Origin of the sequence: Micromonospora sp. NPDC049171, assembly GCF_040648275.1 — a bacterium.
Taxonomy (GTDB): Bacteria; Actinomycetota; Actinomycetes; order Mycobacteriales; family Micromonosporaceae; genus Micromonospora.
In genome coordinates, this window is sequence record NZ_JBEZDJ010000029.1 from 1 (window position 1) to 19,312 (window position 19,312).

Genomic DNA, 19,312 nt, shown 5'->3' on the forward strand with positions numbered 1-19,312 from the left:
CGATGCCCGAACGTCACCACACCCGGCCTCGCCACCAGCACCTCCACCACAACCAAGATCAGTTGCACTGAAGCCTAGAAACCACCCGGCGTGTCATGGCAACAACTCCATGATCAACGCGGAGACCCCCAGGGGGTGGGGGTTAGGCGGAGGCTCGGTGGACTAGCTGGGTGTCCAGGAGGATGTGGGGGGCCGGGAGGGCCTCGCCGCGGATCCGGGCCACCAGCAGGCGGGCCATCTGCCGGCCCATCTCCTCCACCGGTTGGAAGACAGTGGTCAGCGGCGGGTCCGCCCGGAGGGCGATCGTCGCGTCGTCGAAGCCGATCACCGCGACGTCCTGGGGCACCCGCCGGCCGGCCTCCCGCAGCGTCCGCAGTGCGCCGAACGCCATCAGGTCGGACGCGACGAAGACCGCGTCCAGATCCGGGCAGGCATCCAACAGTCGGCGCATGGCGATCGCGCCGCTGCCCTCGCTGAAGTCCCCGTACGCGATCAAGTCGGGGTTGACGCCGGCCCCGGTGGCCTTGACCGCCTCGGTGTAGCCGGCCAAACGGGCCAGGCCGACGCCCATGTCCTGGGTGCCGGCGATGGTGGCGATGCGACGTCGCCCCTGCCTCGCCAGGTACTCCACCGCCTGCCGGGCCCCGCCAACGTTGTCCACGTCGACGAACCACGCCGGCTGGGCGCCCGGTTGCAGCATCCGGGCGGGCCGACCGCCGAGCACGGCGGGCAGGCCGCGCTCCTCCAGCAGCGTCGGCAACGGGTCGGAGTCGTGCAACGACAGCAGGAGTACGCCGTCGACGTGCTGGTTGGTCAGGTGGTGCTCGACCCGCTCCCGCTCCACCGGCGACTGCGCCATGGCCAGCCAGAGCTGCATCGGCGTCTCCAGCAGGCCGGAGCTGATGCCCCGGACGATGGCGGCGAAGAACGGCTCGGTGAAGACCCGCTCGCCGGACTCGGACACCACCAGGGCGACGGAGTCGGTCCGCTGGGTGACCAGCGCACGGGCGGCACGGTTCGGCACGTACCCCAGCTCGGCGATGGCCTGCTGGACGGCGGCCCGGGCCTCCGGGCTGACCTGCGGCGAGCCGTTGACCACGCGGGAGACCGTGCCCCGACCGACACCGGCGCGTGCCGCGACCGCATCGAGGGTCGGACGCCCGAGTGACCGGGTGCGCTGCGTTGTCATCGTCTGCTCCTCCGACGGCGGGCGGACCCGGCGCCACCTGCGAGAGGTGGACGCCGGGGCCGTCCTGATGGCTGGCCCGAGCCTATTGTGCGGCCAGACCGTTGCGCCGGATCACCGAGGCGTACCACTTGGCGCTGGACTTGGGAATGCGGACCTGACTGTCGTAATCGACGTGGATCATGCCGAACCGCTTGGTGTAGCCCCAGGCCCATTCGAAATTATCCATCAACGACCAGGCAAAGTATCCCCGCAGAGGCACTCCTGCGTCGATCGCCTCGTGCGCGGCACGCAGATGGGCGTCGAAGTAGGCCAGCCGGTCGACGTCGTCGACCTGCCCGTCGACCACCGTGTCGACGAACGCGGAGCCGTTCTCGGTGACGTAGAGGGGCAGGTCGGTGTACTCGTGCACCCGGCGCAGGGTCTCCACCAGGCCCGGGGCGTCGATCTCCCAGCCCATGTCGGTGACCGGGACGCCCCGAGTGACGAACCGGACGTCCTCGCTGCCCGGCCAGCACGAGGGGGCCGGGTCGGCCTCGACGCCCTCGGCCGGTGCGGCGACCACGTGCCGGCTGTAGTAGTTGACCCCGACCAGGTCCAGCGGCGTGGAGATGGTCGCCAGGTCGCCGTCGCGCACGTGGGCGAAGTCGGTCACGGTGCCGAGGTCGGCGACCAGGTCCTCCGGGTACGAACCGCGCAGCAGCGGGTCGAGGAAGAACCGGTTGGCCAACCCGTCGATGCGCCGTGCGGCGTCCCGGTCGGCAGCGGTGTCGCTGGCCGGGTCGACCGGGTAGAGGTTGACCGTCACGCCCACCTCGGCGGTCGGCCGGGTGGCCCGCAGTGCCTGCACGGCCAGGCCGTGACCGAGCATCAGGTGGTGCCCGGCGCGGACCGCGTCCGCCCCGTCGGTGCGGCCCGGGGCGTGCACGCCGGAACCGTAGCCGAGGAACGCGGAGCACCACGGCTCGTTGAGCGTGGTCCAGTAGCGCACCCGGTCACCGAGCGCGTCGGCCACCAGCGTGGTGTAGTCGGCGAAGCGGGCCGCGGTGTCCCGGGCCGGCCAGCCGCCGGCGTCCTCCAGGGGTTGCGGCAGGTCCCAGTGGTAGAGGGTCAGCCACGGCTCGATGCCCTTGGCCAGCAGCTCGTCGACAAGTCGCCGGTAGAAGTCCAACCCCTGCGGGTTGGCCGCACCGGTGCCGCCGGGCTGCACCCGGGACCAGGAGACCGAGAAACGGTACGACTTGAGGCCCAACTCGGCCATCAGCGCGACGTCGTCGCCGAGCCGGTGGTAGTGGTCGCACGCGACGTCGCCGGTGTGCCCGGCGACGACCCGACCGTCGGTGTGGCTGAAGGTGTCCCAGATCGACGGGGTACGGCCGTCGACGGCCGCCGCCCCCTCGATCTGGTATGCCGCGGTCGCGGCCCCCCACAGGAAACCGGGTGGGAAGGTCAGCCCGGGACGGTCGTCGAGAACGTCGACGGCGTTGGGGCTGGCGGGGTTGCTCACGACTTGACGGCACCTTCCATGATGCCGCCGATGATCTGGCGGCCGAACACGAGAAAGACGAGCACGAGAGGGATGGTGCCGATCGCGGTGGCGGCGAACACCTGGGAGTAGTCGGTGTAGTAGGCGTACGACAGGAAGGAGAGCGAGACCTGCAGGGTCGGGTTCTCCGGGGTGAGGACGGCGTACGGCCAGAGGAACGAGTTCCAGGTCTCCATGAAGGTCAGCAGACCGAGGACGCCAGCGGCGGGGCGCAGCGCGGGCAGCACGATGCTCCAGTAGATCCGGAACGTGCTCGCCCCGTCGACCCGACCGGCCTCGATCAGCTCGTCGGAGATCGCCTGGCTGGCGTACTGGCGCATCATGAACACGCCGAAGGCGGTGACCAGGAACGGCACGGTGACCGCGTAGAGCGTGTCGTACCACCCCAGGTCCTGCATCATGCCCCAGAGCGGGATGATGCCCATCTGGGTCGGGATCATCATGGTGACGATAATCGCCAGCAGGAGGACGTTGCTGCCCTTGAACCGCAGCTTGGCGAAGGCGAACCCGGCCAGCGAACCGGTGAGCACCACCGACAGGGTGACCACCGAGGAGACGATGATCGAGTTGATCATGCCGGTGAAGAAGTTGGCGGCGTCGTTGTCGAGCACCCGCCCGAAGTTGTCACCGAACGCGCCGGCGGGGGTTACCGGTGGCGGCACGTCGTTGATGGATTCCAGGCTGCGGGTGGCGATCACCAGCATGTAGTAGAACGGGTAGATCGACAGCAGCGCCGCCAGGACGAGCGCCACGTAGGTCAGCGGACTGGTGCGCCAGAGGCGCTGGGATCCCGAGATCATCGCGCTCTCCTCACTTCGCCGAGCGGCGGACGAGTAGGAAGTTGAACAGCGACACCACGACGATGATCATGAAGATCGCCCAGGCGACCGCGGCCCCGTAGCCGGCGGTGTTCAGGTTCTCGATTCCCATCTCGTACATGTACATGGCCAGCGTCTGGAACTCCCGCTGGTCGCCGCCGATGATGTTGCCGTTGGCGAAGAGCAGGGGCTCGGTGAAGAGCTGCATGCCGCCGATCGTGGAGAGGATGACCACGAAGATGAAGGTGGGCTTGAGCATCGGCAGGGTGATCTGCCAGAACTGCCGCCACGGGCTGGCGCCGTCGATCGCCGCGGCCTCGTAGAGGTCCTTCGGGATCGCCTGCATGCCAGCGAGCAGGATCAGGGTGTTGTACCCGGTCCACCGCCAGTTGACCATCGTGGAGATGGCGAACCAGGAACTCCAGCGCTGCCCGTCCCAGTCGACCGCGTCGACACCGACGAGGCTGAGCAGCCAGTTGAACAGGCCGAACTCCTTCTGGAACAGCATCCCGAAGACGATCGCGACCGCGGCCACCGACACCACGTTCGGCACGAAGATGGCCATCCGGAAGAAGGTCTTGGCGCGCAGGAAGGTCCGGTTGAGCAGGTTCGCCAGGAAGAGGGCGAGCAACAGCTGCGGGATGGTCGACAGGGCGAAGATGCCGAACGTGTTGACCAGCGCGTTCCAGAAGTACTCGTCGGACACCAGCCGGGTGTAGTTGTCGAAGCCGATGAACGAGTGGTCGCCGATCATGTCCCAGTCGTGCAGCGACATCCACGCGGTACGCAGCATCGGGTACAACCCGAACACGCCGAAGATCAGGAAGAACGGGGCGATGTAGAGGTAGGGCGAGTACTTGACATCGAGACGGTTGAGTAACCTTCCCCGGCTACGTCGGGAAGAGACGTCAGGAGGAGGCGGTGCTGCTGGCGACGGCGGTGCCGTCGTGGCCGACAGGCTCATGCGAATTTCCTTTTCCGGCGAGGCCCGGGGGCCCTCGCGCAGGGCGCTACGCGGAGGGGACCGGCCGGTGGCGTCCGGGAAGCCCCGAACGCCACCGGCAGTGAATCACTTAGAAGGCGCCCTGAGTCTTGGCGTCCTTTGTGAACTGCTCCCAGGCCTTTGCCTTGTCGGCCCGCCCGTTTTCGAACGCCCGCAGAGCCGGCTCGAACGCGTTCTCCTTCACCGACTGGTGCTTCGGACCCAGGTGGGTCGGCTGGATCTTGGCGACGCTCTCACCGAAGATCTTGCCGGTCGGCGCGTTGCTGAAGTACTCGTTGGTGTAGCTGAGGAACGCGTCGTTCTTCAGCGCCTCCAGGTTCGTGGGCAGCGGGCCCTTGAGCTTGAAGGCGTCCACCTGGCTCTTCGCGTTGGTCAGGTACTCGGCGAGCTTCGCCGCCTCCTTCGGGTACTTGCTCTGCTCCGGAACCGCGAGCCACGAGCCGCCCCAGTTACCGCCGCCGCCCGGCACGGACGCGACGTCCCACTTGCCCTTGTTGGCCGCACCGGAGTTGTCCGACACGATGCCGAGCATCCAGGACGGGCAGAAGGTGGCCGCGAAGGTGCCCTGCTTGAAGCCACCCGACCACTCCGGCGACCAGGTCTGCGCCTTGGCGGAGATGTCCGCCATCCCGGTGGCCGTGTCCCACGCGTTCTTCACCGCGGGGCTGGTGTCCGCGATGATGTTGTTTTCCTTGTCGTAGAACAGGTCACCGTTGCCCTGGAACATCACGCCGTTGGAGACGGCGGTGATCGAGTCGATGAACGCCTTACCGGTGGCCTGCTTGTACTTCAGACCGGCGTCGTGGAAGCCCTTCCAGTCCGGCCAGAGGGCCGACACCTGGTCGCGCTCGGTCGGCAGGCCGGCCGCCTGGAACAGGTCCTTGCGGTAGCAGACGGCGAGGCTGCCGACGTCGGTCGGCAGGCCGATCAGCCGACCGTCCGGCGCCTTGCCCAGCTCCCACTTCCAGGGCAGGAAGTCCTTGGAGTGGTCGGGGATCAGCGGCGCGAGGTCCACCCAGTTGCGCGGGTTGGCCTTGAACTCGTTGAGCACGCCCTCTTCCAGGGCGGTGACGTCCGCCGCACCCTTGCCGGTGGCCAGGTAGCGGACCAGCTTCGGCCGGTACTCGCCGAGCTGCGCGGTCTTGCGCAGCTCGACCTTGATGCCGGTGTCCTTCTCGTACTGCTTGACGAGCTCGTCGTAGCCGAACTCGCTGAAGGTATCGACAACCAGCTTGGTGGGCTTCTCGCCGGCAGCCGGCTTGTCGTCGTCCTTGCCGCAGGCCGCGAGACCGCCAATTGCGGTGATCGCGGCCAGGGCAGCGGCCGCCAAGCGGGTACGCCGCGTGGTGACAATCATTCGCTGACCCCTCTTTCCGGTGGTGAGGCTGGGTGGTTTGTGGTGGGGGGGTGCTCATCGCGCCAGGCCGGGAGTGCGTGAGTGACACAAGCCACCCTCGGGAGCGCTCCCATGAGATTGCCGGCGGGTAACGGGAGTGTCAATAGGACAATGGGAGCGTTCCCAGATCGTTACCGCTATGCTCCCCCAAAGGTCACACCCCATTCGGCCCCCACCGAACGCCCACCGCCGGGTCAGCAGAAGCGGCGCAGGAGCGTGGTGGTGCGGCGGGGATCGAACCGGAAGGGGTCGAAGGCGGACCCCGCCCAGTCGCGCAGCATCGCGTGCCGCGGGTCGGCCACGTCGCCCTGGTCCGCCAACGCGACCAGGAGCGCCTGGTAACCCGGTGGCCCGCCGACGCCCTCCGGCGGGCAGGCCCGCTCGCCATTTAGACAGAGCGGGTACCGCTGGTCGGGATCGACGGTCAGCGCGTCCTCCACCACCAGGTCGTGCTCCCACCAGTCGGTGAAGTCGTACGTGTAGGAGAACCGGCTGCCCTTGCCGAGCACCGCGTCCAACCGCACGTCCAGCTCGTCGTGCAGCGCCAACTCCCCGTCCGGGTCGGGCTCGCCGTACTGCACGGCGTCGATCTCGAACGAGTGCAGGTGGCAGTCTCGCCAACCCATCGCGTGCTGCACCACCCGGTGCAGCCGGTCCAGCGTGTAGCCGGCCGGGACGAGCACCCGTCGCCACACCGGCGGGCGGACGCCGGCGAGGGACACCTTCAGCTGGAAGATCTGACGCGGCATGCTGTCCTGTCCTCCCCGGGCCTAGGCTGCGAGCATGATCTGCCGAGCGTGCCGGGCCCGGCGTCATGACGACTGCCCGGGCCGGAACTGGTGCGACTGCCAGCACCGTACCGCCCAACCGACCCCTCCGGTCACCGGTCCGGCCAGCGAATGACCGTCGGAATGCCGATCCGGCGGCTCTGGCCGGAGCCGTCGACGCAGCCGCTCGACGACGCCGCGCTGACCGCGCTCTACGGCCGCGCCGACGAGCCCCGACTCCGGGTCAACTTCGTCACCAGCCTGGACGGCGCGGTCAGCGTGGCCGGCTACTCCGCCGGGCTGTCCGGAGAGCCGGACAAGCGGGTGTTCGGCCTGCTCCGGATGGTCTGCGACGCGCTGGTGGTGGCCGCCGGCACGCTTCGCCACGAGGCCTACCGGGCGGTCCGGCTCAACGAGCGTCGCCGCGCCTGGCGCCGCGACCACGGGCTGACCGACTACCCCACGCTGGTGGTCGTCTCCGCCGCACTCGACCTGGATCCGGCGCAGGCCGCCTTCGCCGACGCGCCGACCCGGCCGATCGTGCTCACTCACGCCGACGCGGAGCCGCCGCCCGGCCTGACCGACGTCGCCGACCTGCTGCGCTGCGGCACCGGGCGGGTCGACCTGGCCGCCGGTCTCGCCGAGCTGCACCGCCGCGGGCTCACCCAACTGCTCTGTGAGGGCGGCCCGCACCTGTTCGGCGCGCTCGCCGCCGCCGACCTGGTCGACGAGCTGTGCCTGACCGTCTCGCCGCTGCTGGCCGGGCCGGGACCGGGCCGGATCACCGCGGGCGACACCACGCCGCCCCGGCACCTGCCGTTGCGCCACGTGCTCGCCGCCGAGGACGGCGTCCTCCTGCTCCGCCACGCCCGCCGGTAACCCGCCGTCGCCCCGGCACACACCCAGCGTCGTGCGCGTGTCGGCGGATGGTGTCGTCCGACGCGTCGCGTGGCGACCTGTCGTACTCCTCGGGCAGGATGCAGGGCATGCTTCCCGACCGTGCTGCCCGACCGACCCGAGTCGCCCGATGACCGACGCCGACCTCGACAGCCCGGGCGAGGCGGTCGGGCGGGTGCTGGGCACCGCCGACGCCACTCCGTTGCAGTTCTGGACGGCCGTGGCGCCCGGCAGTTACCTGCAACTCGACGACGTGGTGGTCACCCGGCGGGAGCTGCCCGACCGGGAGCCGGTGACGATCGCCGGCGTGGTCACCCAGGTCCGGGCTCGGCACGAGGGCGCCCAGTTCGACTCCGACGTGTTCGCCATCGCCGACGGCACGCTGCCCGCGATGGTGCAGGAGGCGGCCGAGGTCACCACGACGCGTGTCGATCCGGAGCTGTACGTGCCGCCGACCCCGGGTGCGGTGGTGCACCGGGCCGAGGGTGACGCCCGAGCGCGGGCACTGCACTTCGACCGGATGGAGCGGCGCATCCCGATGGGCATGGGTCGGGACGGGGTGCCGGTCTACCTCAACGCCGACTTCCTCGACGGCAGCCGGGGCGCGCACGTCTCCATCTCCGGCATCTCCGGGGTGGCCACCAAGACCAGCTTCGCGACCTTCCTGCTCTACTCCGTGTTTCGCTCCGGGGTGCTGGGCGGCGACGCGGTCAACGCCAAGGCGCTGATCTTCAACGTCAAGGGTGAGGACCTGCTCTTCCTGGACCACCCCAACACCCGTCTCGACGAGCCCACCCGCGCGTCGTACGCGAAGCTCGGCCTGAGCGCCGGCGCCTTTCCCGACGTGCGGGTCTACGCTCCGCCGCGGGTCGGTGACGCGGCCGGCACACCGGATGTGAGCAGCCGGCTCACCGGGGTGGATTCGTTCTACTGGACGTTGAGCGATTTCTGCGCCGACCGGCTCCTGCCGTACGTGTTCGCCGACGCCGACGACGAGCGCCAGCAGTACACGATGGTGGTCCACTCGGTGACCGCGCACCTGGCGCGTTACGCCCAGCCCGCCGACGGCGGGGTGAGCATCGACGGGGTCCGGCTCGGGTCCTACGGCGACCTGGTCGACCACATCGTCGATCAGCTCAACGACGACGAGACCCGCTCCGACTGGGCGGGCAGCGCGGTGGGCCTGGGCACCGTCAACGCGTTCGCCCGGCGGTTGATCGGCAGCAAGAAGGACCTCGCCCGGCTGATCCGTGGCGACCTGGCCACCCGTCGCCCGCACTCGATCAACACCAGCGAGTCGGCGCAGGTCACCGTGGTCGACCTGCACAACCTTCCGGATCGCGCCCAGCGGTTCGTGGTCGGCGTGACGCTCAAGAGCGAGTTCGAGCGCAAGGAGAAGTCCGGCACCGCCAAGCCGCTGCTCTTCGTCGTCCTGGACGAGCTCAACAAGTACGCCCCCCGGGAGGGCTCCTCCCCGATCAAGGAGGTGCTGCTCGACATCGCCGAGCGGGGCCGCTCGCTCGGGGTGATCCTGATCGGCGCGCAGCAGACGGCGAGCGAGGTGGAGCGGCGCATCGTCACCAACTCGGCGATCCGGGTGGTCGGCCGGCTCGACCCGGCCGAGGCGTCCCGCCCGGAATACGGCTTCCTCCCGCCCGCGCAACGGCAGCGGGCGCTGCTGGCCAAGCCCGGCACGATGTTCGTCAACCAGCCGGACATCCCGGTGCCGCTCTGCCTGGAGTTCCCGTTCCCCGCCTGGGCGACGCGGGTCTCCGAGGCGGGCCGCGCACCATCGGAGACGCTGCGCTCGATCACCCAGTCCGCCGACCCGTTCGCCGTGGTGGGCTCCGGTGGCGGCAGCACCGACGACGACATCCCGTTCTAGGCAGGGGCCGGCACACCCAATGAAGATCCTGCACACCTCCGACTGGCACGTGGGAAAGGTGCTCAAGGGGCAGTCCCGGGCCGACGAGCACAAGGCCGTGCTGGCCGGGGTGATCGACATCGCCCGTGCCGAGCAGCCGGATCTGGTGATCGTCGCCGGTGACCTCTACGACACCGCCGCGCCCAGCTCGGAGGCGACCCGCCTGGTCACCCGGGCGTTGACCGCGCTGCGCCGCACCGGCGCGGACGTGGTCGCGATCGGCGGCAACCACGACAACGGCCCCGCACTGGACGCGCTGCGTCCGTGGGCCGATGCCGCCGGCATCACCCTGCGCGGCGGGGTGCGGGAAGATCCCGACGAGCACGTCATCGACGGCACCACCGCCGGCGGTGAGCGGTGGCGGCTGGCCGCGCTGCCGTTCCTGTCCCAGCGGTACGCGGTGCGCGCGCTGGAGATGTACGAGCTGACCGCCGCGGAGACCAACCAGACGTACGCCGACCACCTGGGCCGGGTGCTGGGGCGACTGACCGAGGGTTTCGGCGAACCGGACCGGGTGCACCTGGTCACCGCGCACCTGACGGTGACCGGCGCGGCCACCGGTGGCGGCGAGCGCGACGCGCACACCGTGCTGGGCTACGCCGTGCCGGCCACCGTCTTCCCGGCCACCGCGCACTACGTGGCGCTGGGCCACCTGCACCGGGCACAGCGCGTGGCGGGCCCCTGCCCGGTGCGCTACAGCGGCAGCCCGCTCGCTGTCGACTTCGGTGAGCAGGAGAATGTCCCCTCGGTGACGGTTGTCGAGGTGACCGCCACCACCGCCGCCCGGGTGCGGGAGGTGCCGGTGACCGCGGCGAGCGCGCTGCGCACGGTGCGGGGCACCCTGGCCCAGCTCGCCGAGATCGAGGCACCGGACGCCTGGCTGCGGGTGTACGTACGGGAGCAACCTCGCGCCGGCCTGCGCGAGGAGGTCCAGGAGCTGCTCCCCCGGGCGCTGGAGATCCGGATCGACCCGGAGCTGCTGGCCGCGCCGGGCAGCGGTGCCCGCATCGCGCAACGATCGGGTCGTTCGCCCCGGGAGTTGTTCGGCGACTACCTGGACAGCCGGGGCCACGGCGACGAGGGCGTCCGGGAGCTCTTCGACGAGCTTTTCGAGGAGGTCGAGCACTGATGCGGCCGATGCGGTTGGACATGGCCGGGTTCACGGTCTTCCGGGACGAGACCACCGTCGACTTCACCGACGCCGACTTCTTCGCGCTGATCGGTCCGACCGGTTCGGGCAAGTCCACGGTGCTGGACGCGATCTGCTTCGCCCTCTACGGCATGGTGCCCCGCTGGGGTGGCGCCCGTGGGTTGGCGAACGCGCTCGCACCGTCGGCGACCGAGGCCCGGGTGCGGTTGGTCTTCGAGTCCGGCGGGGCCCGCTACGTGGCGACCCGGGTGGTCCGCCGGGACGGCCGGGGCAACGTCAAGACCGCGAACGCCGGGTTGCAGCTGATGCCGGCCGGGTTCGACGTGACCAAACTGGACACCGGGTTGAGCCCGGACGACCTCGGCGAGGTGGTCGCCGGCACCCCCGCCGAAATGGAACAGGCGGTGCTGGAGGCGGTCGGGCTGCCGTACGAGCAGTTCACCAGCTGTGTGGTGCTGCCGCAGGGGCAGTTCGCCGACTTCCTGCACGCCAAGCCGGCGACCCGGCAGCAGATCCTGGTCAACCTGCTGGGCCTCGGTGTCTACGAGGACGTGCAGAAGCGGGCGACGGCGCGGGCCGCCCAGGCGGAGGCCCGGCTGGAGGCGGTCGACCAGGTGCTCGCGGGGCTGACCGGCGTGGACGACGAGGCGTTGGCCGAGGCCGACGCCCGGGTCGAGCGGATGGCCGAGCTGGCCGCAGCGGTGACGGCCGCGGTGCCGGAGCTGGCGGCGGCCCGGGTCACCGCCCGGGAGGCGGCGGCGGCGCTGACCGCCCTCGACGACGAGCTGACCGTCCTGACCGGGGTCCGCGCGCCGCGTGGGGTGGCCGAGGTGGCTCGCACGGTCACCGCGGCACGGGCCGAGGCGGAGGCGGCGGCGAGCGGGGTGTCGCTGGCCGAGGAGCGGGAGGACAAGCTGCGCGGCGAGCTGGCCGGTGCCGGCGACGAGAGCGCGGTGCGACTGCTGCTGCGGGCGTACGACGATCGGGATCGGTTGTCCGGCGAGGCCGACACGGTCCGCGCCGCGGTGCGGGCGGCGACCGACGAGCACACCGCGGCGGTGGCGGCGCTGGCCGACGCCCGCGCGGCGGCCGAGCGGGCCGACGCCGAGTTGGAGGCGGCCTTCCGGGCGCACGAGGAGGCGAAGGCCACCGACCTGGCGGTCAGCCTGCGGGTGCACCTGCATGCCGGTGCGGCCTGCCCGGTGTGCGAGCAGCCGGTGGCCGAGGTGCCGGCGGTGCCGGCCGACTCGGCGGTGGCGGCCGCGACGGCGGCGGGCAAGGCGGCGCGGGCCGCGACCAAGGCCGCGCAGACGATGGTGCAGCAGCGGGACGCGGCGGCGCGTGACCTGGAGCGGCTGTTGGTGCAGGCGCGGGCCCGGCAGGAGCAGGTGGACGCCCGGCTGGCCGAGTTGGACGGGCAGCTCGCCGGCGTGGCCGAGCCGGCGGTGCTGCGCCGCGAGTTGGCCGAGCACGCCCGGTTGCGGCGCGCACTGGAGGAGGCGGCGACCGCGGTGCGGGCCGGCCGTGAGGCCGCTCGGCAGGCGCGGGCCGGGGTGGACGCCGCCGAGGAGCGGCTGCGCGCGGCGTGGCGGGCCTTCGACACCGCGCGCGACGGGTTGGCGCGGTTCGGCCCACCCGCTGCCGATCGGGACGACGTGGCCGCCGCGTGGGCCGCGTTGACCGGTTGGGCGACGACCGAGGCGGACCGCCGCCGCGCCGACCGGGTGAGCCGGGCCGTCGCCGTCGCCGAGGCCGAGTCGGTGGCCGAGGGGGTGCGGCGGCGTATCGCTGGCATCTTCGCCGACGCGGACGTGCCGGTCGGCGACGACCCGGTGCACGCGGCGACGGTGGCGGTGGAGCGGGCCGAGGCCGATCGCCGCCGGCTGGCCGAGCGCCGCGAGCAGGCCGGCACGTTGCGCGAGCAGCGGGCCGGGCACGAGCGGGAGGCGCAGGTGGCGCGCGCGCTCGCCGGCCACCTGCGGGCCAACAACTTCGAGCGGTGGTTGCTGGCCGAGGCGTTGGACCTGCTCGTCGACGGTGCGTCGGGAATCCTGCGGGAGCTGTCCTCCGGGCAGTACGAGCTGGTGCACGACAAGGGTGAGTTCGTGGTGGTCGACCACCACGACGCGGGGCTGCGCCGGGGTGTGCGGACGCTCTCCGGCGGTGAGACGTTCCAGGCGTCGCTGGCGTTGGCGCTGGCGCTCTCCGAGCAGCTGGCCGGGATGTCGACCACGGCGGCGAGCCTGGAGTCGATAGTCCTGGACGAGGGCTTCGGCACGCTCGACGCGGCGACGCTGGACACGGTGGCGGCGACCCTGGAGAACCTGGCCGCCCGGGGCGATCGGATGGTCGGCGTGGTCACCCACGTGCCGGCGTTGGCCGAGCGCATCCCGGTCCGCTTCGAGGTGCGCAAGGATGCCCGGTCCGCCCGGGTGGAACGGACCGGCCGGTGAGCGACGCCGCGTTCTTCGTCGACTCGTGGGATCCGGCGTACGGGGCGTCGTTCGAGGCGTCGGCCGCCGGGCCGGCCGCGCCGAGCAGCGCGCAGGTCGACGCGGACGTGGAGGTGCCCGCCGTGGACTGGCGGGCGATCGGGGTACGCGCGGGGGTGCGGGCGCCCGATGTGGTGCTGCTCGTCGACGGGGTACGCCGCATCGACGCGAGCATCTGGACGGCGGAGACCGACGGCGTGTCCTTTCCCGGGTTGGCCGCCTCGTACGCGGCTGGGGTGGTGCGGTGTGACCTGGGCCGGGGCGCGGCGCAGTTGGCCGGCACCCGGGTTGGTCGGGGCCTGTTCACCGCGAGTCCGTCGGCGCAGGACGTGGTGGCCGGCGCGATCCGTTACCCGGTGCACCGGGTGGGTGGCACCGGCGAGCTGGCGAAGCTGCCGGCCGCCGTGCAGGGCCCGCTGACCGCGTTGGAGGTGGCGGTGTCCGACGCCGCCCGGGTCGACGGTGACCTGCTGGTGGTGGACGGCCCGTTGCGCAGTCGCCGGCAGTTGCCCCGCACGCTCGGCTACATCAAGACGCAGCACAGCCAATACCTGGATGCCCGGCTGACCGCGGTGGTGACGGGCATGGCGTCGGGTGAGCGCTCGCCGGTGTTCCGGCTGGGCACCGCCTGGGGTGGTTGGTCATGGTATTTGCGTTTGCCGGTGGCGGTCGGCGCGCCGTGGGCGGGCATCGTCCGGGTGGAGTGCTCCGCCGACCTGCCCGTCGAGGCGGCGATCGAGCTGGCCGACCTGTCGCTCGTCACCCTGCCGCGCTTCGCCTCGAACCCGTACAAGGATCCGCGGGCCCCACAGAACCTGATCCCGATCGCCGGGCTGGAGCGCAGACTGCGCGCCCTGCTCGGCGATTCCCGGCTGCTGCACCGCGCGTTGACCGCCGCGGCCCGCGCCGCCCGTTGACCGCGGATACTGGTTCCGATGGGACGTAAACGGGCGGCTGACCGGGTGATCGAGCCTGTCGACACCGGGCAGGCCGAGCTCGTCCCGGATCCGGACCGGGCCGGCTCGTGGACGCTGCTGTTGGATGGCGCCCCGCAGTCGCACGTCGACCTGACCGACCCCACGCACCTGGAATTCGAGTACGTGCGACGGTTGGCCGCGGCGGTGGACCTGGTCGCACCGGCCGGTGCGCCGCTGCGGGTGCTGCATCTGGGCGGTGGTGCCCTGACCCTGCCCCGCTACGTGTCCGCCACCCGACCCGGCTCCACCCAGCGGGTGGCCGAGGTGGACGGCGCCCTGGTCGAGCTGGTCCGCAGGGTGCTGCCGTGGCCGTCCGACGCCCGGCTGCGGGTCCGTGTCCAGGATGCGCGGGCCATGTTGACCGCCACCCGGGACGCCAGCTACGACGTGGTGGTCGCCGACGTGTTCGCCGGTGCGCGTACCCCGGCCCACCTCACGTCCGTGGAGTACGCGGCCGAGGTGGCCCGGGTGCTGCGCCCCGCGGGGTGGTATCTGGCGAACCTGGCCGACGGCCCGCCACTGCGGCACGCGCGTGGGCAGGTCGCCACGGTCCGCGCGGTGCTGCCGCAGGCCTGCCTGGTCGGCGACGCGGCGGTGCTGCGGGGCCGCCGGTACGGAAATTTGGTGCTGGTCGCCGGGCGGGCCACCCCGCCGGTGCCGGAGCTGACCCGGCGCGCCGCCGGCGACTGGTTCCCGGGCCGGGTGGTGGCCGGCGACGAGCTGGACCGTTTCGCCAGCGGCGCGCAGGTGGTGCACGACGCCGACGCCACCGGTTCCGATCCGCCGCCGCCGGGCCTGTTCTCCGTCCGCCGCTGACCGCCCACTCAACGACGGCGGGGAAAAATTTCCGCCGTTCGTTGATCCGCTCGGGGCGTTGCTGCGTACCACCGGGCGGCCCGCTTCGTGGGCCGGCGATGGTTACGGACACCCCGGAGGTCTGCATGCATGCGGTGGCGGCCGGTTGGCATGGCGACGCGGTAAGCGCGGACTGGTTGTCGGCGCGGTCCTCGTCACGGCCGACGTCGTCTGCCCGGGGGGTCGACGCGCACGCGACGTCTCGCCAGAATGGTCCGGTGACGCCGCGACCGGCGCCCGGGCGCCACCAGGCGACGTCAACCGAGGCCAGCCACTCCGACCAACTGATCCGGATGCTCTACGCCGAGCACGCCGGCCCGTTGTTGATGTTCGTCATGCGTCTCACCGGGGGGGACCGGCAACGTGCTGAGGACATCGTCCAGGAGACACTGCTGCGGGCCTGGCGTAACGCGCACCGCCTGGGCACGCAGGGGCAGGGTTCGCTGCGGCCGTGGCTGGTCACGGTGGCCCGCCGGATCGCCATCGACGAGCACCGCAGCCAGGAGGCCCGGCCGCCGGAGACGTACGACCGTGATCTCACCGCGTTCGCCGAGGCGGACAGCACCGACCGGGTTCTGCGGACCATGACGGTGGCGGACGCGCTGCGTACGCTCAGTCAGTCGCACCGGGAGATCCTGATTTCGACGTACTTTCGGGGGCGGACGGTGCCGGAGGCCGCCGAGGAGTTGGGCCTGCCACTCGGCACCGCCAAGTCGAGGGTCTACTACGCGCTGCGCGCGCTGCGCACGGCTCTGCAGGAGCGGGGGGTGACAGAATGAGTCGGCCAGATCACATGGACGTCGCGGCGTACGCGCTCGGCGTGCTCGACGAGCAGGACACTGAGCGGTTCGAGGAGCATCTCGCCGCCTGCTGGGCGTGCGCGGCCGAGTTGGAGACGATGGTGCCGGTGGTCGGGCTGCTCTCCGACATCGACGGCGAGACGATGATGGCGCTGGAGCAGACGGCGACCGATCCGGCGCTGCTGAACCGGACGCTGGGCGCGGTCCGGGCCGACCGTCGGCGTACCCGGTTTCGTCAGATGCTCGCGACGGCCGCCGCGGTGGTGGTCTTCGGCGGGTTGACCGGGTATGGCTTCGTCAGCGTGACGGACAGCAGTTCGACTCCGGTCGCCGGTCCGACGACGAGTGCGCCGATCGACCCTCAGACCAGTGGGCCGACGGCCCCGCCGAGCGGCCCGGGTGTGGGTGGCACCGAGGAGGAGGGTGACCAGGTCGACGCGACCGACCCGACCACGGGCGTGCAGACGACCGTGTTCCTGGTCAAGCGGGACTACGGCACCCGGATCAATTTCAGCCTGCGAAAGCTACCCGGCCCACGCGTCTGCCGGCTGGTGGTGATCCGCAAGAACGCCGAGGCCGAGGTGGTCTCGAGTTGGTCGGTGCCGGAGGGCGGTTACGGCACCAACACCCGACCGCAGGGTCTTGAGTTGAGTGCCTCCACGTCGGCCGTGGTGGGTGACATCAAACAACTCCAGGTGCAGTCGGTGGACGCCGGCGGGGTGGCGAGCCCGCTGGTCACGGTGCCCCTGTAGGTTCACGCACGCGTCGGCGCCGGTCATTGTCACAATGACCGGCGCCGATTCGTTTCCGCAGAGCGCTTCCCCTTCGGGGGCGTACGGATCGATGTCCCGATCGGTTCAATCAATTCGCGTGAAATTGACCACTGTTACTCCTTCAACCTTGACAGCCAAACTCCCGTACCTATGGGTGAACTGCCGAGAATGAGGAGGGCACGTGGCACAGATGAAGCGGACCGTCATCGTCGCGAGCGCGATGGTCGCACTAACGGCCTGCGCTCCCGCAGGTTACGACGGGGCGAACTCGAGCGCTGCCGAGCCGGTCGCCGTCGCCGCGGCCGAGCCCAGCGCGTCGGTGGAAGCCGAGGCCTCGGCGTCCGCGGAGGCACCGGCAGCCGCCGACGCGCCGCCCGCGAACGTCGACCTGACCGAGAAACTGGTCGGCAAGAACGTCGCCCGGATGGGCAAGGTGGTCACCGACCAGGACGGCTGGATCCTGTACCGCTTCGACAAGGACACCGCCGACCCGCCGTCGTCGAACTGCGTCGACAAGTGCGCCGAGGTGTGGCCCCCGGCGCTGACCGACGGCAACCCGCAGCTCACCGGCGTCTCCGACGACAAGGTCAGCAGCGTGACCCGCCAGGACGGCACCCGTCAGATCACCATCGCTGGTTGGCCGGTCTACCGCTACATCGGCGACAAGAAGCCCGGCCAGTGGAAGGGTCAGGCGGTGGGTGGCACCTGGTTCGTGGTCCAGCCGGACGGCAAGAAGAACCTCGAGTGCCTGCCCACCTCCACGCCGAAGCCGGTCGCGCCGCCCGCGAACAGCGGTGCCAACGACGCCGGGGGCTCGGGCTACTCGTACTGACCCCAGGCGCCACGAGACGTACGGTGGCCGGTCGCAGCCGGGGAGGGCCGCGACCGGCCACCGTCGTGACCTGGCAAAGTAGTGGGGTGACCGGAACCGAACCCGCCGCGACCCGGGTGCTGCGCCCGCCGGTCGGCTACCGGCTGGCGGCGTCGGTCCGTGCGCTGACCTTCACCCCGTACGACCCGTGCGCCCGCGTCGTCGCCGGCACGTTCTGGTGGGCCACCCGCACCCCGGACGGGCCGGCCACCCTGGCGCTGCGACTGGCCGGCGGTGACCTGATCGCCGAGGGCTACGGGCCGGGCGCCGAGCGCGTGGTGGCGCGGGCCGACGCCATCGCCGGGCTGCACGACGACCTGACCGGCTTCGCCGAGCTGGCCGGGGCGCACCCGCTGGTGGCCCGGCTGGCACGGGAGCACCGGGGGCTGCGGATGCCCCGCACCGGGCAGGTCTTCCCCCGGCTGCTGCGCGTGGTCTTCGAGCAGAAGGTCACCGTCAAGGAGGCCTACCGGGCGTACGCGGCGACCGTGCGGCACTTCCGGGAGCCGGCGCCCGGTCCGCTGCCGTCGCTGCTGCTGCCGCCCGAGGCCGCCGCGGTGGCCGCCACCCCGTACTGGGTGTTCCACCCGTTCGGCGTGGAACAACGCCGGGCCGACACACTGCGCCGCGCCGCCGCGCTCGCCGAGGAGTTGGAGCGCTGCACCGACGCCGCCGACGCCACCCGCCGACTGACCGCCATCGCGGGCATCGGGCCGTGGACGGCCGCCGAGGTGGTCCGGGTCGCGTACGGGGACCCGGACGCGGTGAGCGTCGGCGACTACCACGTCCCGAACACGGTGGCCTGGGCGCTCGCCGGCGAGCCGCGAGGCGACGACGCCCGGATGTTGGCCCTGCTGGAGCCGTTCCGGGGTCACCGGGGCCGGGTCTGCATGCTGCTGGCGGCCGCCGGCCTCGGCGCGCCGAAATACGGTCCGCGCGCCCCGATCCGCTCGTTCGCGCGGTACTGACTCGTTCGCGCGGTACCGAGCGGCGGCCCTGGGGGCGGTCAGCCCCGCTCGCACCGGCGCCGGAGACCCTCGGCCTCCAGGCCCACGTAGCGGCGCAGCAGGCCACCGTACAGCCGGCCGATCAGACCGGCCAGCAGCCCGGACTGGACGATGGCCAACTCGACCCGGGTGCGCCCGTCGGGCAGCGGCAGCAGTCGGTGCTCGCCTCGGGTACGCACCCCGGGGGTGTCGGAGACCCAGGTGAACTCCCGGCCCTCGGTCAGCTCGGTGACCCGCCACACCGCCGGCCGTAGCTTCGGCTGCGTCAGTGTCGCGGTCGCGCCGACGGCGAGTGGGCCCGGCTCCCCCCGCTCGACCCGGGACACCGAGGCCGTCCACTCCGGCCAGCGCTCCACGTCGACAAGCACCGCCCAGACCTGCTCGGCGTCGGCGGCGATCTCCGTGGTGGCTTCGAACCGCATCACGTCCCCTCCCCGGCGGCGCCGGTGCGCACCGCCCGCCGGTGCGGACGAGACCGCCGGGTGGATCGTGACAGTCGCGCGCAACCCCCGTCGGGATCAGGCGGCCTCGCGCAGGTCGGCCAGGCTCAACGGGGTACGCCGCCGCAGCAGTTCCTCCAGCTCGGGCACCGAACCGACCTCGCCCAGCACGTTCCGGCCGCCGCCGAACCGCTGCGGGTAACGGCGGGTCAGCCGGTAGCGGTAGCGGCCCCGGATCAGCTCGACGCTGACCCGCCACCTCCCGCAGCAGTCACACACCCACTCGGCCACCTCGTGAAAGTAGCTCTGAGCTGCGGTTATTCGATTCGCCCGAGCGGGACGAGCGGCGCGCGGACGGACACACCCCCCGGCACCCACGGTGATCTGCCTCACGTCTGTCGGTGCCGTCT

Annotated in this window: 18 protein-coding genes; 10 read left to right on the forward strand and 8 right to left on the reverse strand. The window is 71.6% G+C overall.

The window, feature by feature from the left end; translation table 11 throughout:
- Positions 1-142: 142 nt before the first annotated feature.
- From AB0B14_RS29870 to AB0B14_RS29895, 6 genes are all read right to left on the reverse strand, one after another.
- The gene (locus AB0B14_RS29870; RefSeq protein WP_357070177.1) at positions 143-1,189 is read right to left on the reverse strand and encodes a LacI family DNA-binding transcriptional regulator; all 1,047 of its coding nucleotides are present in this window, start codon (positions 1,187-1,189) and stop codon (positions 143-145) included.
- 82 nt (positions 1,190-1,271) lie between these two features.
- A complete protein-coding gene (locus AB0B14_RS29875) occupies positions 1,272-2,693 on the reverse strand; it encodes a GH1 family beta-glucosidase (RefSeq protein ID WP_357525460.1) in 1,422 nt (473 codons plus the stop codon).
- Positions 2,690-3,532, reverse strand: coding sequence for a carbohydrate ABC transporter permease (locus AB0B14_RS29880; RefSeq protein ID WP_357070181.1), 843 nt, complete (start codon positions 3,530-3,532; stop codon positions 2,690-2,692). The genes AB0B14_RS29875 and AB0B14_RS29880 overlap by 4 nt, the downstream gene beginning before the upstream one ends.
- 10 nt (positions 3,533-3,542) lie before the next feature.
- Positions 3,543-4,514 carry a sugar ABC transporter permease gene (locus AB0B14_RS29885; RefSeq protein ID WP_357070183.1) on the reverse strand — a complete coding sequence of 324 codons (972 nt, stop codon included), beginning with the start codon at positions 4,512-4,514 and terminating at the stop codon, positions 3,543-3,545.
- Between the two features lie 109 nt (positions 4,515-4,623).
- On the reverse strand, positions 4,624-5,910 hold the full coding sequence (locus tag AB0B14_RS29890) for an ABC transporter substrate-binding protein (protein ID WP_357070185.1): 1,287 nt from the start codon (positions 5,908-5,910) through the stop codon (positions 4,624-4,626).
- 233 nt (positions 5,911-6,143) lie between these two features.
- The gene (locus tag AB0B14_RS29895; protein ID WP_357070187.1) at positions 6,144-6,698 is read right to left on the reverse strand and encodes a plasmid pRiA4b ORF-3 family protein; all 555 of its coding nucleotides are present in this window, start codon (positions 6,696-6,698) and stop codon (positions 6,144-6,146) included.
- Between the two features lie 150 nt (positions 6,699-6,848).
- On the opposite strand from AB0B14_RS29895, the gene AB0B14_RS29900 reads away from it, so the two are divergent.
- From AB0B14_RS29900 to AB0B14_RS29945, 10 genes are all read left to right on the forward strand, one after another.
- A complete protein-coding gene (locus tag AB0B14_RS29900; protein WP_357070189.1) occupies positions 6,849-7,595 on the forward strand; it encodes a pyrimidine reductase family protein in 747 nt (248 codons plus the stop codon).
- Positions 7,596-7,743: 148 nt separating this feature from the next.
- Positions 7,744-9,498, forward strand: a complete 1,755-nt coding sequence (locus AB0B14_RS29905; protein WP_357070191.1) for an ATP-binding protein — start codon at positions 7,744-7,746, stop codon at positions 9,496-9,498.
- A gap of 19 nt (positions 9,499-9,517) precedes the next feature.
- A complete protein-coding gene (locus AB0B14_RS29910) occupies positions 9,518-10,666 on the forward strand; it encodes an exonuclease SbcCD subunit D (RefSeq protein WP_357070193.1) in 1,149 nt (382 codons plus the stop codon).
- Positions 10,666-13,140 carry an SMC family ATPase gene (locus AB0B14_RS29915; RefSeq protein ID WP_357070195.1) on the forward strand — a complete coding sequence of 825 codons (2,475 nt, stop codon included), beginning with the start codon at positions 10,666-10,668 and terminating at the stop codon, positions 13,138-13,140. The genes AB0B14_RS29910 and AB0B14_RS29915 overlap by 1 nt, the downstream gene beginning before the upstream one ends.
- On the forward strand, positions 13,137-14,096 hold the full coding sequence (locus AB0B14_RS29920; RefSeq protein ID WP_357525462.1) for a hypothetical protein: 960 nt from the start codon (positions 13,137-13,139) through the stop codon (positions 14,094-14,096). The genes AB0B14_RS29915 and AB0B14_RS29920 overlap by 4 nt, the downstream gene beginning before the upstream one ends.
- Before the next feature lie 18 nt (positions 14,097-14,114).
- Entirely contained in the window at positions 14,115-14,972 is an 858-nt protein-coding gene (locus AB0B14_RS29925; protein ID WP_357525464.1) for a fused MFS/spermidine synthase, read from the forward strand.
- Between the two features lie 125 nt (positions 14,973-15,097).
- Positions 15,098-15,790 carry a sigma-70 family RNA polymerase sigma factor gene (locus AB0B14_RS29930; protein WP_357070201.1) on the forward strand — a complete coding sequence of 231 codons (693 nt, stop codon included), beginning with the start codon at positions 15,098-15,100 and terminating at the stop codon, positions 15,788-15,790.
- Entirely contained in the window at positions 15,787-16,563 is a 777-nt protein-coding gene (locus tag AB0B14_RS29935) for a zf-HC2 domain-containing protein (protein WP_357070203.1), read from the forward strand. Before AB0B14_RS29930 ends, AB0B14_RS29935 begins: the two co-directional genes overlap by 4 nt.
- Positions 16,564-16,765: 202 nt before the next feature.
- Positions 16,766-17,416 carry a hypothetical protein gene (locus tag AB0B14_RS29940; protein ID WP_357070205.1) on the forward strand — a complete coding sequence of 217 codons (651 nt, stop codon included), beginning with the start codon at positions 16,766-16,768 and terminating at the stop codon, positions 17,414-17,416.
- An 86-nt stretch (positions 17,417-17,502) separates the two neighbouring features.
- Positions 17,503-18,423, forward strand: coding sequence for a DNA-3-methyladenine glycosylase 2 family protein (locus AB0B14_RS29945; RefSeq protein ID WP_357070207.1), 921 nt, complete (start codon positions 17,503-17,505; stop codon positions 18,421-18,423).
- A gap of 38 nt (positions 18,424-18,461) precedes the next feature.
- Here AB0B14_RS29945 and AB0B14_RS29950 read toward each other — a convergent pair whose 3' ends face one another.
- Both AB0B14_RS29950 and AB0B14_RS29955 read right to left on the reverse strand, forming a co-directional pair.
- A complete protein-coding gene (locus AB0B14_RS29950; RefSeq protein ID WP_357525520.1) occupies positions 18,462-18,884 on the reverse strand; it encodes an SRPBCC family protein in 423 nt (140 codons plus the stop codon).
- Positions 18,885-18,980: 96 nt separating this feature from the next.
- Complete coding sequence (locus AB0B14_RS29955) at positions 18,981-19,193, reverse strand: hypothetical protein (RefSeq protein WP_357070209.1); 213 nt, start codon at positions 19,191-19,193, stop codon at positions 18,981-18,983.
- Between the last annotated feature and the right edge of the window lie 119 nt (positions 19,194-19,312).